This is a genomic window from Alicyclobacillus herbarius DSM 13609 (assembly GCF_000430585.1).
GTDB classification, from domain to species: Bacteria; Bacillota; Bacilli; order Alicyclobacillales; family Alicyclobacillaceae; genus Alicyclobacillus_G; species Alicyclobacillus_G herbarius.
Map to the genome: position 1 here is coordinate 1 of NZ_AUMH01000020.1, position 15502 is coordinate 15502.

The 15502-nt window shown below is 59.0% G+C and carries 15 protein-coding genes and 1 rRNA gene; 12 read left to right on the top strand and 4 right to left on the bottom strand.

Features of this window, described 5'->3' with window-relative positions; genetic code table 11:
* Positions 1 to 110: ribosomal RNA gene (gene rrf, locus H522_RS0113305) — 5S ribosomal RNA — on the top strand; the annotation flags it as partial.
* Between the two features lie 78 nt (positions 111 to 188).
* On the opposite strand, the gene bioB is transcribed toward rrf, so the two are convergent.
* A complete protein-coding gene (gene bioB, locus H522_RS0113310) occupies positions 189 to 1169 on the bottom strand; it encodes a biotin synthase BioB (RefSeq protein WP_035453977.1) in 981 nt (326 codons plus the stop codon).
* Positions 1170 to 1331: 162 nt separating this feature from the next.
* On the opposite strand from bioB, the gene H522_RS20655 reads away from it, so the two are divergent.
* The 3 genes from H522_RS20655 (at position 1332) to H522_RS0113325 (ending at position 4987) form a co-directional block, all read left to right on the top strand.
* Positions 1332 to 2330: a hypothetical protein gene (locus H522_RS20655; protein ID WP_051344264.1), complete on the top strand. Its 999-nt coding sequence runs from the start codon at positions 1332 to 1334 to the stop codon at positions 2328 to 2330.
* Positions 2331 to 2435: 105 nt separating this feature from the next.
* Entirely contained in the window at positions 2436 to 3587 is a 1152-nt protein-coding gene (menC, locus tag H522_RS19410) for an o-succinylbenzoate synthase (RefSeq protein WP_035453966.1), read from the top strand.
* A 317-nt stretch (positions 3588 to 3904) separates the two neighbouring features.
* Positions 3905 to 4987, top strand: a complete 1083-nt coding sequence (locus H522_RS0113325) for a class II aldolase/adducin family protein (RefSeq protein WP_026962706.1) — start codon at positions 3905 to 3907, stop codon at positions 4985 to 4987.
* A gap of 122 nt (positions 4988 to 5109) precedes the next feature.
* On the opposite strand, the gene H522_RS19415 is transcribed toward H522_RS0113325, so the two are convergent.
* Positions 5110 to 5979, bottom strand: a complete 870-nt coding sequence (locus tag H522_RS19415) for an SDR family NAD(P)-dependent oxidoreductase (protein ID WP_051344265.1) — start codon at positions 5977 to 5979, stop codon at positions 5110 to 5112.
* 158 nt (positions 5980 to 6137) lie between these two features.
* Between H522_RS19415 and H522_RS19420 the strand changes: the two genes are divergently transcribed.
* The gene (locus H522_RS19420; RefSeq protein WP_051344266.1) at positions 6138 to 6836 is read left to right on the top strand and encodes a lysophospholipid acyltransferase family protein; all 699 of its coding nucleotides are present in this window, start codon (positions 6138 to 6140) and stop codon (positions 6834 to 6836) included.
* Between the two features lie 5 nt (positions 6837 to 6841).
* On the opposite strand, the gene H522_RS0113340 is transcribed toward H522_RS19420, so the two are convergent.
* Complete coding sequence (locus H522_RS0113340; RefSeq protein WP_026962707.1) at positions 6842 to 7747, bottom strand: diacylglycerol/lipid kinase family protein; 906 nt, start codon at positions 7745 to 7747, stop codon at positions 6842 to 6844.
* A gap of 58 nt (positions 7748 to 7805) precedes the next feature.
* Entirely contained in the window at positions 7806 to 8954 is a 1149-nt protein-coding gene (locus H522_RS0113345; protein WP_026962708.1) for a glycosyltransferase family 4 protein, read from the bottom strand.
* A gap of 206 nt (positions 8955 to 9160) precedes the next feature.
* On the opposite strand from H522_RS0113345, the gene H522_RS0113350 reads away from it, so the two are divergent.
* The 7 genes from H522_RS0113350 to H522_RS0113380 all read left to right on the top strand — a co-directional run bounded on the left by H522_RS0113350 (position 9161) and on the right by H522_RS0113380 (position 15455).
* Complete coding sequence (locus H522_RS0113350; protein WP_162143512.1) at positions 9161 to 9616, top strand: NfeD family protein; 456 nt, start codon at positions 9161 to 9163, stop codon at positions 9614 to 9616.
* A gap of 37 nt (positions 9617 to 9653) precedes the next feature.
* A complete protein-coding gene (locus H522_RS19425) occupies positions 9654 to 10601 on the top strand; it encodes an SPFH domain-containing protein (RefSeq protein WP_035453969.1) in 948 nt (315 codons plus the stop codon).
* A 164-nt stretch (positions 10602 to 10765) separates the two neighbouring features.
* Complete coding sequence (locus tag H522_RS19430; protein WP_162143513.1) at positions 10766 to 11413, top strand: sensor histidine kinase; 648 nt, start codon at positions 10766 to 10768, stop codon at positions 11411 to 11413.
* Positions 11414 to 11482: 69 nt separating this feature from the next.
* Positions 11483 to 12226: a LuxR C-terminal-related transcriptional regulator gene (locus H522_RS0113365; RefSeq protein ID WP_026962710.1), complete on the top strand. Its 744-nt coding sequence runs from the start codon at positions 11483 to 11485 to the stop codon at positions 12224 to 12226.
* A 175-nt stretch (positions 12227 to 12401) separates the two neighbouring features.
* Positions 12402 to 13088: a cell division ATP-binding protein FtsE gene (ftsE, locus tag H522_RS0113370; RefSeq protein WP_026962711.1), complete on the top strand. Its 687-nt coding sequence runs from the start codon at positions 12402 to 12404 to the stop codon at positions 13086 to 13088.
* A complete protein-coding gene (gene ftsX / locus H522_RS0113375) occupies positions 13078 to 13974 on the top strand; it encodes a permease-like cell division protein FtsX (RefSeq protein ID WP_026962712.1) in 897 nt (298 codons plus the stop codon). Before ftsE ends, ftsX begins: the two co-directional genes overlap by 11 nt.
* 143 nt (positions 13975 to 14117) lie before the next feature.
* The gene (locus H522_RS0113380; RefSeq protein ID WP_026962713.1) at positions 14118 to 15455 is read left to right on the top strand and encodes a PDZ domain-containing protein; all 1338 of its coding nucleotides are present in this window, start codon (positions 14118 to 14120) and stop codon (positions 15453 to 15455) included.
* Positions 15456 to 15502 lie beyond the last annotated feature (47 nt).

Below are 15502 nucleotides of genomic sequence, written 5' to 3' on the forward strand. Positions count from 1 at the left end.
ACGATGGCGGAGGGGACCCACGCGTACCCATACCGAACACGACCGTTAAGCCCTCCAGCGCCGATGATACTTGGAGCGGGAGCTCCTGGGAAAGTAGGACGTTGCCAGGCGAGGGAAGGACACCGAAAGAAAGCACCCTGAGGTGAGCAGGACTCATCTCAGGGTGTTTTTTTGGTGATGCTGCGGGGCTATTCGGCAGGCTCAATCTCGAAGCCGAAATCCTCAATCATCCTCCAATCGGCCTCGGCCGCCTGTCCTGGTGTGGTGAGGTAATCCCCGACAAAGATGGAGTTGGCCGCGTAGAGGGCGAGCGGCTGCACGCTGCGCAGATGATGTTCACGCCCGCCCGCGACGCGAATTTCCTTTGTAGGATTGACAAACCGCATCATCGCCAAGATTTTCAGACACTCCATCGGCGTCAGGTCACAGTATCCCTCAAGTGGAGTTCCATCAATCGGATTGAGAAAGTTGCACGGAATGGAATCCACGTTAAGATCCCGTAAGGCGAAGGCAATGTCGACGCGCTCCTCCGGGCTTTCCCCCATACCAAAAATGGCACCGGAGCAGGGAGAGAGACCTGCGGCCTGAACATGCTGAAGCGTCTTCACTCTGTCCTCGTAGCCGTGCGTTGAGCAGATATTTTGGTAGTGGTTGGCGCTGGTGTTAAGATTGTGGTTGTACCGATGGACACCGGCCGCGGCCAATTTCTGGGCTTGTTCCGGGGTGACAAGGCCGAGGCAGCAGCAGATGCGCAGCGGGGTCGTGTTGCGAATTTCACGGACAGCTGCGGCCACCTCTTCCACTTCCCGATTGGACGGACGCCGGCCCGACATGACAATGCAGTATGTAGAAGCTCTACGGGCAAGTGCTTCTTGCGCGCCCTCGATGAGCTGCTGGCGTGTCAACAGCGGGTACTTCTCAATCGGGGCCTGGGATATCACCGATTGCGAGCAGTACGCACAATCCTCCGGACACAGGCCCGATTTCGCGTTTACAATCATGTTTAACTTCACGGTGTTGCCATAGTAGTGTCGGCGCAGTTGGTACGCGCCATCGAGCAGGGATAATACCTCGCTGTCCTCCAACTGCAGCATGGCAAGGGCTTCTTCCCGGGTGACCTCATCTCCTGCCAGCACTCGGTTGGCCAACTCCCGCCATGCGTTGCTCATGTCTACCACGATTTGCCCTCCTTGTCGCACAAATATGTAAACATTTATACATCGTAGAGTTTACAATACTTCTGCAGGTTTGGCGACACCGTCCTCGAAAACCACCTGGTTGACCCCGCCTTCCTGCTACAATAGGGGCGAGAGCCAGAAAGGGGGCGTACGATGCCGAACCCGAATCGGATGGATGTGACAATTGAGCGCGTGTTCGATCTCGCCGGCTGCGAGGCATGTCAGCGGATCGCTAGCAGCGTATGGGGAGCGCATGTCGCCTGTTCGACGCCACAAATGTTGGTGCACGCCAAGTACGGGGGCGTGGTCTTGCTGGCCAAGGTCCACCAGGACCCCGTGGGGTTTTTGTTCAGTTTTCCGACCGTCTACCGTGAGCGTCTTGTGCTATGGTCCCACGAAACCGCCGTGTTATCGGAATGGCGGCACGCGGGTATCGGTGCCCATTTGAAACGGACGCAGTACCAGCTGGCCCGGGAGCTGGGTTACCCGGCCATCGCCTGGACGTACGATCCGCTGGTCGCCCGCAACGCCCACTTTAACCTCAATAAGCTCGGCGCTCGCATCGAGGAATACCTTGTCAACGCCTACGGGGTCGATCCGTCCGACCGCATCAACCAAGGCCTGGAGACGGATCGATTCATCGCCGTCTGGGAAATCACCCCGGCGCCACCAACCCGTCCATTGCCAGCCTTGGAATCTCCCGCCGACCCAAGGGTACAAACACGGGAAGCCAATCCTTCCTGCCTACACGAACGTGCGGTGTCTGCGCCAACATCGTTTCGCGAGCCGATCTCCGCCCGTCTTCTTTCGACGGCGGACGAGACGGGGCAACCGGTGCTGGACGAAACACTGCTCCAAAGGCTCGCGTCTGCAGATGAGCCCACTTTCCGTGCGGATCGAGCGCAAGTGCATCGCCCGGCTGCAATTCAAACGCAGATTCCATCCGATTTCAGCCAGTGCATCGCCTCCCACCCGGAGGCAGCGAACGCGTGGCGGCACGCCTTCCGTCAAGCCGCCCAGGCACTGTTCCTTGCCGGTTACCGGCCGCAGGCGTTTCGGTCCGGCGCAAAACCCTACTACACTTGGGCCCTTGTCTGCGATACGCCAAAAGTCGCTGCTGTAATCGGCGAGGAAATCGACAGCCGCCCGTAGTCTTACCGGGATGCATCCTGGGTAGATGCGTCGTAATCTAGCCCGAATTGAGAGATGACGGGCCGAGGGTGTACAAAAAGCCAGTTTGAAAGCAGAGGGGTTCCAATGAAGGTAAAATCAATTCACCTGCGGCGCTTGCAGCTGCCGATGCAGGAGCCGTTCGAGACCTCGTTCGGCGTGGAAGAGGATAAAGACGTCATCCTCGTTCAACTGGAAACCGAGAGCGGATGCATGGGCTACGCGGAGTGCGTGGCGATGTCCGCGCCCTTGTATTCGGAGGAGACGACTGGCACCGCGTGGCATATCCTGACCGATTTCCTGGTTCCGTTTCTATTCCAAACCCCCGCGCTCACGGACCTTACCCGTGTCGAGGACCTGCTTCAGGTTCGCCACCACTTTGCTCGCTTCAAACGCAACCAAATGGCCAAGGCCGCCCTGGAGATGGCCTTGTGGGACGCGTTTGCGGCCGAGACCAACACGCCTCTCGCGGATCTCCTCGGCGGGGATAAGGTGGCGATCCCGGTCGGCATCAGCGTAGGCATTCAGTCCAGCACAACCGCCCTGCTGAAAAAGGTCGAAGGCTATCTGAAACAAGGCTTTCAACGGATTAAGGTGAAGATTAAACCGGGATATGACCTGGAGCCGCTCACCGCCTTGCGTCAGGCGTTCGGCGACATCCCGTTGATGGCGGATGCCAATAGCGCCTACACCCTGGCTGACGTCGACACGTTTCGCCGCCTGGACAGCCTCGGCCTGATGATGATTGAGCAGCCGCTGGCGCACGACGACCTGTTCGATCACGCCACCCTCCAACAGCAGTTAGCCACGCCCATTTGTCTGGATGAGAGCATTCACCACGCGGAGGACGCCCAGAAGGCCATCGAACACGGTGCCTGCCGCATCATCAATTTGAAACTGGGGCGCGTTGGCGGGTTTGGCGAAGCCTTGGCGATTCACGAGGTCTGCCAGGCCCACGGGGTTCCGCTTTGGTGCGGCGGCATGCTGGAAACCGGCATCGGCCGTTTGCACAACATTGCCATCACCGCGCTGCCCGGTTTCACCCTGCCCGGGGACACCGCGCCCAGCGCCCGCTACTTTGCCGAAGACCTTATCGATCCGCCCGTTGTCTTCACCCGCCCCGGCTTCTTGGCGGTTGAGCCGCTCTGTGGAGTTGGGGCGCGGGTGCGGGCGGATCGTTTGGAGAAATGGACCGTAGAGGAGGCGCACCTGACTCGCAAGGACGTTGTGGGACTCTGAACTCGTCCCCCGCTTTGCACATATTTCCTGTTTCCCTCGGACACACTGATCCTGTTCTATGGATAGCCGGTGTGGTGTGCCGGAAATGGGGGGATGGGCGTGAAGCGAGACCTTGTCGATGCGTTGTTGTGCTTCTTCATTGGTGACGAAATCGACATAAATCCATCGCCATCGCGCAGGTACTTTGAAGTCACCCCCAGACGTCCGGCACCCTGGGACTTGCCGTCAGAGAGACCAATTCGTCCACAGTCGCTCTGGCCGGATGACGGCGATTTCTGACGGGCTTGTCCCACGCCGGCAGTCGGAGGTGCACAGGCATGCGTTTTGCGATGATCGGGGAACGTCTCAGCCCACGCCAGCAGTGGTTGGCGGACGGGTTAGACAGAGAATTGCAGCGAAGGGGGCACGATGCCGCCGAGGCCGGGGAAGAGCAGCTGCACCTAGTGTTGAATTTTGCCGACTCGGACCACCCGCGTCCGTACCGGCGCAAGGCTCAGGCTACCTATGTGGTGACAATCGCGCAAGTGGATGAACGGCCGCTGAGCATCTTGCGGGCGGGCTATCCGATTCTGGTTCGGTCTCTGTCGAATCTGCTGATTCTGTTGGTCAACGCGAAAGATGATTTCGACACCTATTTTGTTACCTTGGAGCAAGGGTTTTACCGCGTCCCGCATACGGGGGACGATGACGACTACTTCGCCCGCGTCTATCAGCGCTTGGAACCGTTAGCCACCTCAAACCTGATTATCAACAATGACTTTCATCCGGATTTGCCGGAAGAGCTTTGGGAAGGGGACGACATTACCCGGCAGGTCAGCCGCGCCGCCAAGCAAATCGAAGCGATGGATTTGTGGCCGGCACCGTTCCCGATACAGGAAATCCTGCCGCCAGAGGATTTGCGCCATGTCAAGCGCCTCTACGGCATCGGTGGCCTATCTTATGGCAACCTGAGCGCGCGCAAGGATGGCCGCCGTTTCTGGATGAGCGCGAGTGGTGTCAACAAGGCGAACCTGAAGACGATTGGGGAAGACATCCTCTTGGTCAAGCAGTTTGATGACCGGCGCAAAGCCATGCAGCTGAGCGTGCCCCCACATGTGACGCCACGCCGGGTGTCGGTGGACGCGATTGAACACTGGATGATTTACACCGAACACCCGAATGTCGGGGCGATTGTCCACATTCATGCCTGGATTGACGGCATCCCCTCGACCCAAATCAACTATCCCTGCGGCACGGTGGAGCTGGCGCGGGCGGTCGCGGACGAGGTGCGTCGCGCAAAAGACCCATCAAGAGCCATTATTGGCCTCAAGAATCACGGGATGACCATCACCGGCCCCGATTTGGACGATATATTCGAGCGCATTGACGGGAAGGTGATTCCACAGGTACCGATGGCCTGATAGAGGGGCGCCGCGCGTGGGCCGGCGGTCGTAGGCTCGTAAAATGGAGCGGCCTCCGCGTGAGATGCGGCTTTCCTCGGCAGCCGGGCACTTTGGCCCTTGAGCATGCGTCGCGGACAGATTTAAGTTCCTATGGGGCCGGATTCGCGGGTCTCACCCGGCTCGTGCGATCGCGTAGTTTCTGCCAGGACCAGGCTATCCCACCCGCGAATCGTCAAGCGATAATACGACTCCATCAGCCGCGGGAAGGCGTATGCCAATCGCGCGGCCACGCCAAGGCGACGTGGGATGGTCGTTTCCTCACGCCGCCGCCTTATGGCGCGCACCACCTCCCGCGCCGCCGCCTCCGCACCGAGCACCGGCACCCCCGGCGGCAGGCGGTACATGCCCCCGTGAATGTACTTCTCAATCAGCGGCGTAAGCACCGGCCCTGGGGAAAGGATGCCGACGTGGATGCCCTCTGGCCGCAGCTCTTGCCGCAGGGACAAGGCAAACCCGCGTAGTGCGTGCTTGCTGGCCGCGTAGGCCGTAAAGAACGCGGGCGTGCACTGAACGGACACCGAGGATACGTAGTAGATGGACTTCCCCGTGCCGTTGCGAATCAGCGGCAGCAAGGCTTGCGTCATCCGCACCGCCCCCCAGTAGTTCACGTCCATCGCCTGCTTCGCTTCTTCAATGTCAAGGTGTTCCGCCGGAGCCAAGGCAAACACGGCGGCCCCGTAGACGAAGATGTCCACTTTGCCATAAGTCTCGCGCAGCCATTGGGCCAGTTCCTTCACATCGGCCGCGCGGGCGCAGTCTGCCGCATACACGGCCGGTTGGCGGCCTGACTGACGGCAAATCTCCGCCGCCGCCTCATCCAGTCCCGCCTTTCCTCGCGCTACCAGCACCACCTGGGCACCGGACTGGGCGAGCTGGCGGGCCGCGGCCCGGCCAATGCCTCCAGACCCCCCCACCATCACAACCACTGGTGCATCGTGATCACGGCGCATCTACCGTCTCTCCTTTATCCTCTTTGTTCCTCAGTATAGCCGAGCCGCACGCCTGTAAATCACCAGCTCGCGGGTTTCCATGACAACCCGGAATGAGCCTCAGAGCCCTAGGACACGCTAGCGGATGGTGACCGTGAAAGGAGAAGGAGATATATCGCATGAATCAGTGGCTTATCCCTCGGATTGCCGCATTGGTTCGTCTGTATTACCAGGTCTTTTACCGCGTACGGGTGATGGGTCATCCCTTTCCCGACTTGTCGCAGGGTCCTGTTATCGTTGCGGGGAATCACGTCTCGATGAACGATCCGGTCCTCTTAAGCGCCTTTCTCAGTCCCTCTATCCGCTTTATGGCGAAAGAGGAGCTATTCCGGGTACCGGGGCTGTGCTGGTTGATACGCAAAATGGGCGCATTCCCGGTGGTCCGGCGGGGCATTGGTATCGGCGCTATCCGCAAGGGGCTCGCGATTCTTCGCGCGGGTGGTATGGTCGGCATCTTCCCAGAGGGCACCCGTAACCACGGCGGCCCGCTGTTGCCCGCCAAACCGGGCGTGGGGTTTCTCGCGGTTCGCACCGGCGCGGTGATTGTACCGGTGGCTATCACACTCCGGCCACGTCGCATCTTTCGCCGCAACGAAATTCGCGTTGGTCAACCGATTGTCGTGACGTCCCAATGGAAATCCGATTACCGGGCCTTGGCCCGACACGTTCTGGCCACGGTTGATGAGATGCTGCAGGTGCCGTATTCCACGACGGCCGGCAGCCGCCAGGGGGAAACGTCCGCCGAGTCCCCGTCGCCCTCCGATGCAGCCGTTTCGGTCAATTCCGGGCCTGTGTCGCCGGAAGCCGAGTTGGAGTGAGTCGCCTAGTGGGTGATGGACGCTGGAGCGGTCAGGGGCGTGATAAAGCGGATGGGGCGGTCAGCCAGGCGGATCGACAAGCTTTGCGTCGCCAGCGGTTCTCCGTCCACGTGGGCGAACGTAGCGGCCGGAAATTCCACATCAATCGCATGGCCGCGCAGCGCGGTTACTACGTCCGTGCGGCGAATGTGATTACCGCTGTAGACGAGTGGAAACAAACGCAGAAACTTCATCTTGTTCAATTTGGAGACGACACAGACGTTGAGTACACCGTCGTTGAACTTCGCGTTGGGAAAGAGCTTCATTCCGCCGGCGTAATAGGGGCAGTTACCGACGGCCAGCATCCAGACGTCTGAAAGGTGCAAGTGTTCCCCGTCAATGTGCAAATTGACCTCCATCGGGGCAAATGTGGCAAGAATGCGGAAGGCGCTGTACGCGTAGCCGACGGGGCCGAGGTGCTTGAGGCCGCTGTGGCGGTTGATATAATCGGCGACAATCGCATCAAAGCCCATGCCGGCCGCGATAAGGAAGCGCCGATTGTTCAAGATTGCCACGTCGACTTCCACTTCGCTGGGGTGGTTCAGCATTTGTACAACGCGCCGAGTGGTTTTTGGCAAGCCGAGGGCACGGGCCAGGTCATTGCCGGTTCCGCAGGGAATGATACCAATTCGAACGTCGTTGGTAATTCCATTGATAACCTCATTGACCGTGCCGTCCCCACCCACTACGACAATGCGTTCGTACTCCTGGCTGGCTTCGCGGGCGCAGGCCTCCGACTGGCCGGATGCTTGGGTAAAGACAACGTCAAACGGAAACTGTGCCCGTTCGCGTAATATGTGGGCCATCACGCGCCAGTGCCGAGCGCCGCGGCCGCGCCCAGCCGCAGGATTGACTAGGAACAATGTCTTCATCGCACATCCTCTTTGTCTGACGTTTGCTTGTGATGCGGATGGCATTCCAATTCGCCTTTCAGCCGACCGGATCCTGCATATGAAACAGCCGATAGTAGTGATCGATGAGCTGCTGTGTGGGACCGCTCCAGTCCAGTCGGGAGACGAGTTCCTGTGCCCGCTGTCGCACCGCCTGTCGGCGGTGTTCGTTGGCAAACAAATCGGTGAGCGCGGACAGAATGGAGTTCGTATCGAGCGGATTGAACAGCCACCCAGCCCGCCCGTGTTCCAGGACTTCGCGGGTTGCCGGACTCTCGGCCGCCATGACCGGGAGCCCGCTAGCCATCGCCTCGTACAGGACGAGCCCCAACGTCTCGGTGGTGGATGGGAAAATGAACCCATCCGCCGAGGCGTACGCTTGGGCGAGTTCGTCCCCGAACAGGTAGCCGGTAAAGGTGGTGTTCGTCCCGGCGAATACCTCTTCCAACGCCTTTCTGTGCGGGCCATCCCCGACCACCGCCAGGTGGATGTCAGGCATCTTGTCGAGACACGGACGCAGCCGCTCGACGCCTTTCTCCAAAGCCAAACGCCCCACGTAAAGCAGAATGCGGGCGTTGGCCAGCGTCTGTTCATCCGCATCGGGTTGACCGAGCAGGCGCCGGCGCATCTCGACAGACCGGTGGTTCGGTGAGAAACGGTGTAAGTCAACACCCCGGTTCCACAGGGCGAGGTTGCGAAACCCGCGGGCCCGCAGTTCCGCCATGGTCGCCTCGGACGGACAGAGGTTAATCGCTGCCCGGTTATGAATGGTCCGGAAACACCACCACAGCGCTGGTTCCAGCCAGTTCAACCGGTAGTAGCGAGCATAGGCCGGGATATGCGTATGGTACGACGCAATCAACGGTACGCGCAGGCGGCGCGAATAATAGATGGCAGCGAAGCTGAGGAAGCCCGGGTTGACCGCGTGAATCAAGTCGGGTTGAAAGTCGCGCAAGACGCGGCCCACCCGGGGGAAGGGGCGGGCAAACCGTTTCTCGGGATAGAGATAGAAGCGAAACGAAGGGACGCCTACGATGCGCGCTGAGGCGTACTGCGGCGGCGCCCCTTCCGGCGCGAACAACAGGATCTCGTGGTCTTGGTGGGCCAGCTGGTCGAGCGTCGCGCACAAGCGCGTGACGACTCCGTCCGTACCCGGTAAAAACGTTTCCGAAAAGACTGCGATCCGCATGCAAATTCCCCCACCCATCACCGTTCAAATGGATATTCTCCCCGATTGGGAAAACGCCTATACCCATGCAGACTGTGCCTGGTGCAGAGCCTGCTGAAGACCTTGTCGGCGGACGGATCCTAGGTGGCTGGAAAAAATATAGTGCATACGCGCCAGAGGTCTGGTATAGATGAGGATAAGGCGAATCAGGAAAGTGGGTGAGGGTGTTGGCCTGGTGGATTTGGCTCATCGTCGCGTTTGGCATTGGCATAATTGAGTTGGCGACGGTGACGTTTGTCCTGTTGTGGATGGCGATTGCGGCCTTGGTCACGGCGGTCCTGAGCCTGGCGATAACCGGGGTGTGGGCGCAGTTTTTCATTTTCGCCATCATCAGTGTTGGGTTGTATTTTGCCACGCGGCCCCTGGCCCAGCGGTGGCGGAACAAGCGGCGTTATCCGGCATCGCGCATGGAAGGCATGGTCGGGGAGCGGGCCCTGGTGGTGAAAGGCGCCCAACCAGGGAGGCTGGCGACCGTCCGGGTGAACGGCGAACTCTGGAGCGCCCAAAGTACGGTTTCTCTCGAGCCTGGACACTGGGTGGTGATTGTCCGGGCGGAATCCAGTGTCCTGTTTGTCCAGCCCATGGACGCGCCGGATATGTCCCGGACGTCAGGCACTCCCTGAAGGTGGCGCTACTCGACATCGAAAGGAAGTGGAGCTCATGGTAGGTACCATTGTCGTATTAGTCCTCGTGGTCCTCGTCATCCTCTTGATTTTACGCGGGATTCGCATTATCCCCCAGCAGCGCTTGGCGATTGTCGAACGGCTCGGGAAGTATCACGCCACTTTGCAACCCGGCGTGAACCTGATTATCCCGTTCATTGATCGGGTTGTGCGAGTGATTGACCTGCGCACGCAGCAGGTGGTCGTACCGCCGCAAATGGTCATCACGAAAGACAATGTACAGATTCAGATTGATACGGTTTTCTTTTACACCATCATCGACGCGCGTACGGCCACCTACAACATCGCCAACGTGGTGCAGGCCATCCAAAACATCACCGCAGCGAACATCCGCCAGGTAGTCGGTCACATGGAATTGGACGAGACCCTCGCCGGGCGTGACAAGATCAGCATGGCGCTTCGCTCAGCGCTGGACGAAGTCACTGAGTCGTGGGGTGTGCGCATTGATCGGGTAGAGGTGGTGGACATCAAACCGCCCGCCGAGATTCAGGACGCCATGGAGAAACAGATGAAGGCGGAGCGAGAAAAGCGAGCAAACATTCTCCAGGCGGAAGGGGAACGTCAGGCCGCCATTCTCAAGGCCGAAGGCGAAAAGCAAAGCGCCATTCTGCGTGCCGAGGGGCTCCGCGAGTCGCGAATTCGCGAGGCGGAAGGTGTGCGTGAAGCGCAGCGCTTGGAGGCGGAAGGTAGGGCCCAGGCGATTCGCCTCGTGGCGGAGGCGGAGCGCAACCGCATCGAGATGCTACGGCAAGCGCAGTTGGATGCGAACGTGCTCACCTATCAATCGTTCGAAGCCCTGCAGGGAATCGCGAACGGATCGGCCACCACGTTGTTTATTCCCTCTGAGGCGGTGGGCGTGTTAGGGGCGCTTGGTGCCCTCAAGACGACGGCCACGAAAGGGGACGCCGCCAAGAACGCCGAGTAAAAATGCGTGTCCGATAGGATGTCCTTGTGGGGGGGGTTAGCTATCAATCCGAAGATTTGTCAAGTTGGTTGAGAGATTTTTTAGCGATTGTTTTTCAGTTATGATAGGAGAGACGGAATGACCGAATGGGAACCATTCAATCGACCAGGGTCAGGGGTGTGCCAGTGGAGAACTTCGGTTCCGAACGAATGATAGAACTGCTTGAGGAAGAGCGCAAGCGGATGGCCCGAGACATCCACGACGGACCGGCTCAGAGCTTGACCAACGTGACCATGCGCCTCGAGGTCACCAAGCGGATGATTGAAAGCGGGCGCGTGTCCGATTCGGTCCAGGAGATTGAACGCTTGCAGACCATTCTCCGTACCGCCATCAACGATGTGCGGCGACTCATCTTTGACCTGCGTCCGACCTTTTTGGAGCACGGGGTATCGGATGCGATTCGGCTCTATGCGGAGCGTTTCACGCAAATGTGCGGGTTGCCGGTCACGGTGGTCAATCAATGGGGAGAACCGGAATTTACGCGTGGCGCCGCGGTCGCCATGTTTCGGGTTGTCCAGGAGGCGTTGAACAACATCCATAAGCACGCCAAGGCCGACCAGGTGGAAATCCGTCTCCTTCACCAGGACGGCCTGTATCGCGCATTGGTCCAAGATAACGGCAGGGGTTTTGCCACCGATGTCAACTCGCCTACCTCCTATGGGCTGCAGGGCATGCGCGAGCGCATGGAATTGGTCGGCGGTCGGGTGACCGTCCAGTCTGAACCTGGCAAAGGGACGCTCGTCGTCTGTGAGGTGCCAGCCCATCATGCCTAACCTCTGGCAGACGGGACTGGCTGCCCAGTGACTATTTTGACGTCTCGCGATGGCCCTAAGGAGGCTGCTATGAACCACCTGTTCTACGACCTGACGCTATCACACGCGCGTTCAGGGCCATCTCAACCTTCTTCGCCCGCGCAGAACCTCCGGGCTCGGCTGCATACCCTCATGGTGCACCCGCTGTTCGAGGTGGCCGTGCGGGCCTTATTTCAAGACCGGTGCGATATCGAATTTGGATTGTCTCTGTCACGTTGGGAGGACCTCGCGGAGGCGTTTGCGAAGCCGGGTGACGACTTGATGGACGTCCTAATCACCGACATTGCCCTGGACGCCCGCTTGGGCCCGCGCTGTTTCGACGAACTCCGAGAGTTACGACCACAGCTGGCGGTGATTCACCTGCTCCCGGAGACCGAAGACGCTTCCGTCATTGTCCAGGCATTCCGTTTGGGGGCGAACGCCTATCTATTTCAGACTACTTCGACCGATTTGCTGGAGCGGGCGGTCAACACGGTCTTGGAGGGCCGGTCCTACATTCAGAACCACTTGATTCCCTTAGTCTTGGCAGAAATTCGGAGGCCGAAGCACGCGGTGTACAGCGTCGAGGTGGACGTCCATGTGACGGATCGTGAACAGATGCTGCTGCAATTGGCCACCGACGGACTGAATAACCGCGCTATCGCCGAAGTCTTTGGTGTCACCGAAAAGACGGTCCGGGGTATGTGGTCAACGCTGATCCGCAAATTGGGTGTCCATGACCGCACACAGGCGGTGCTCTGGGCGATTCGCTCGGGATTTACCCGTCTCCATTAATCTCTTTTACAACAATTCCTGACAGGATTTTGCCGCACGGTGTCGAATTGATTAAGGCGCGACGGGTAAACCCAGAGCCGTTTTGGGGGAGTGCGTCGAAGTCAGTCGCAGACCGGCGGCCAAACCACGAATCGTGTCAGATGATTGGACCCTTCTCTGAGGAGCGATGCCTCAAATGATTGAAATGCAAGACGTATGGAAGCAATATCCGAATGGGACGATGGCGCTCAGCGGGATCACCATAAATATCAAGAAGGGCGAGTTTGTCTATGTGGTCGGCCCCAGCGGGGCCGGCAAGTCGACGTTTGTCAAACTGATGTATCGGGAAGAGCGCCCGACGAAGGGGCAAATCTTTGTCAACGGGTTTAACATCGAGCGGCTGCGCAACCGCAAGATTCCGCTTTTGCGGCGTCATATCGGCGTGGTGTTTCAGGACTTCAAGCTATTGCCGAAACTGACCGTTTACGAGAACGTCGCCTTTGCGCTTGAAGTGATTGGGGCGCCGCAACGGCACATCCGGCGGCGGGTGCCGGAAGCCTTGGAGTGGGTCGGCTTGGGCGACAAAGCGGATATGCTGCCGGATCAACTGTCTGGCGGTGAACAGCAACGTGTTGCGGTTGCGCGGGCGCTCGTCAACAACCCCAGTGTCATCATCGCGGATGAGCCTACGGGCAATCTCGATCCGGACACTTCCTGGGGGATTATGAAGCTGTTCCAGCGCATCAACGACCGTGGTACGACTGTGGTCATGGCGACGCACAACCGGGATATCGTCAACACCATGCGCAAACGCGTCATTGCCATTGAGGGCGGGCGCATTGCCAGAGACGAGCAAAAGGGACTGTACGAATATGGGGATTAGTACGATTGGGCGGCATATCCGTGAGGGAAGCAAGAGTCTCATCCGCAACGGCTGGATGTCGTTTGCATCCATCAGCGCAGTCGCGGTGACATTGTTAATCCTGGGTGCGACCTTGGGTTTGGCTATGAACGCGCAGCAGATGTCGAACTACGTGACCGGGCAACTGGAGATTTCGGTGTTCTTGAAACCGCAGGTTTCAGATAGTCAAGGAGTGGTCACGGCTAATCAGGTTAAGGACATCCACGGTGTGGAATCGGTGCAGGTGGTCACCCACGAAGAGGGATTCAAACAGCTGCAGGACTCCTTGGGCCAGCAGTACAAAGATGTGCTGAACGGACTGCCGAAGAACCAGACGATTCCGGTGAAGTTGGTTGTCAAGGCTCAGGATCCCCGGCAAACCGTTGCCATCAGCAACAAGATTCAGGACTTGCCGAATGTAGATACGGTCGTGGACGGGAAGTCCTACGTGGACAAGTTTTACCGCTTCATGGATACGGTGCGCAACATTGGCTTAATCTTTGTGGTCGCGCTCATCCTGATGGCGATGTTCCTCATCTCCAACACGATTAAAATTGCGATTTTCAACCGTCGGCGCGAGATTGAGATTATGAAACTCGTGGGCGCCACCAATTGGTTCATCCGCTGGCCGTTCCTCATCGAGGGAATGCTGATTGGCGCAGTGGGGGCTGTAATTCCGTTCGCGGTCATTTGGGTGGTCTACCGTTCCATGTTTGAACGCATGAATGGAAGCTTTATCGCCCTGACCTTCCCGCTCTTGCCGCCCGGTCAAATGCTCGGCAAGCTGGCGGTCGTGATGTTTGGCATCGGACTCCTGATTGGCCTGTGGGGTGGCATCATGTCCATCCGTAAATTCCTGCGCGTCTAGAGGTGGTTCGGATACAGATGTGGATAAGGTTCACGGGCTAACCTTTTGGGCACTTCGGCAGGAGCGATGGGCCTTCGGAGCGAATGAAGATATATAGTTCCCAAAGGGAATCAACCTCCTAGGATAAAAAGGGAGTCATTGCATTGGGCGCCTACGATTGGTGGCAAATTGGCACTGCACTTTGGCATGGGGGGCGTATGCTGCTCGTCAATCCCATGCTCTATGTGGGTACGGCTTTGATGTTTGCCGAGTCTTACCGAATCAGTCGCCAGGAGCGCGGATTTTTTGGCTTTCGTTTAACGCGCGCCTGGCGTTCTGTCGTCTCGCGCTGGGGATGGGCCTTGCTTTTCGGCCTCATCGCCAGCGTAGTAAGTGTCGCGGCCGGTGTGACGTTGGATGTCTGGGGCATCGGCTGTGTGGCAATTCTCAGTCTCATCTTGACAGCCATCCGGCTTCGCTTTGCAGCGACGGTCTACGCCATCGCTATCCTGCTGGCTCTGCAACGCATTTTCGCAGCCTTTCCAGTGCCGGGAAGTGACAGCTGGCTGGGGCAGCTTTGGCTGCATCTCAAGGCGCAGTCGGTGGCAGGATGGCTGGCGGCCGCGGCCTTATGCTGTCTCTTGGAGGCCGCTTTATTGTTCGTGAACCGGTACAGCCACGCCTCGCCAGTCTATGTGCAGAGCAAACGGGGTCGGGCTATTGGCGCCTGGATGAGCCGGTTGGGATTTGTCGTACCTGTGCTCTGGGTTGAGCCAGGTACTCTGCACCTTCCGCAGCTGACCTGGCCTTGGCCCATCTTAGGGGGCCTTGCGGCGGCTGGCATGACGCTCACGGGTATCACGTTGGCGGGCATGCCGTTGGTTGTCGGCCACAGCGGGATTTACGCCGGTCTGTTGCCGCAGCGGGCTGCCGGCATTCGCGCGCTGTATCAGGCTGGCGCCGGGGTCCTGTTGGCCGTCCTGGCTTTTGCAGCGGGCCATCTGCACCCCGGCTGGGCGTGGGCGGGTGTCGTCGTCATCATACTGGCACAAGAGGTGTCGCTGTGGCACATGCACTGGTTGGAGCTCGCCGCCGATCCGCTTTACGCCCCCGTCCCAAACGGCGTGAAGGTGCTCGCGGTCGTTCCCGGGTCTGTGGCAGATGCCATGGGTTTGCGCCCCGGCGAGGTGATTACTCACATCAACCAGGTGCCGGTGGAGACCAGTTACGACCTGCACTTCGCGCTCGACCAAAACCCGGCCTACGCGAAACTGCAGGTCTATGACGCGCGTGGGGAAATGCGCTTGGTAGGCAAGCCGGTGTTCAGTGGGGAAAGGGCCAAGCTGGGATTGATCCTGGCTCCGGATGTTCCGGGATTGCCAACGTACCGGCAGCGGCGCAGCGGATTGTTTCAGATGCTGTACCTGAAGGTTCGGACCTCGGACAATCCGTACGAAGAAGTGTTCTTCGACGTGGACCCAGCGCCGCCGCATACTCCGTAATGAGCACTGTATCGCAGAGAAATACAATCGAGAACGTCCACTGCGGA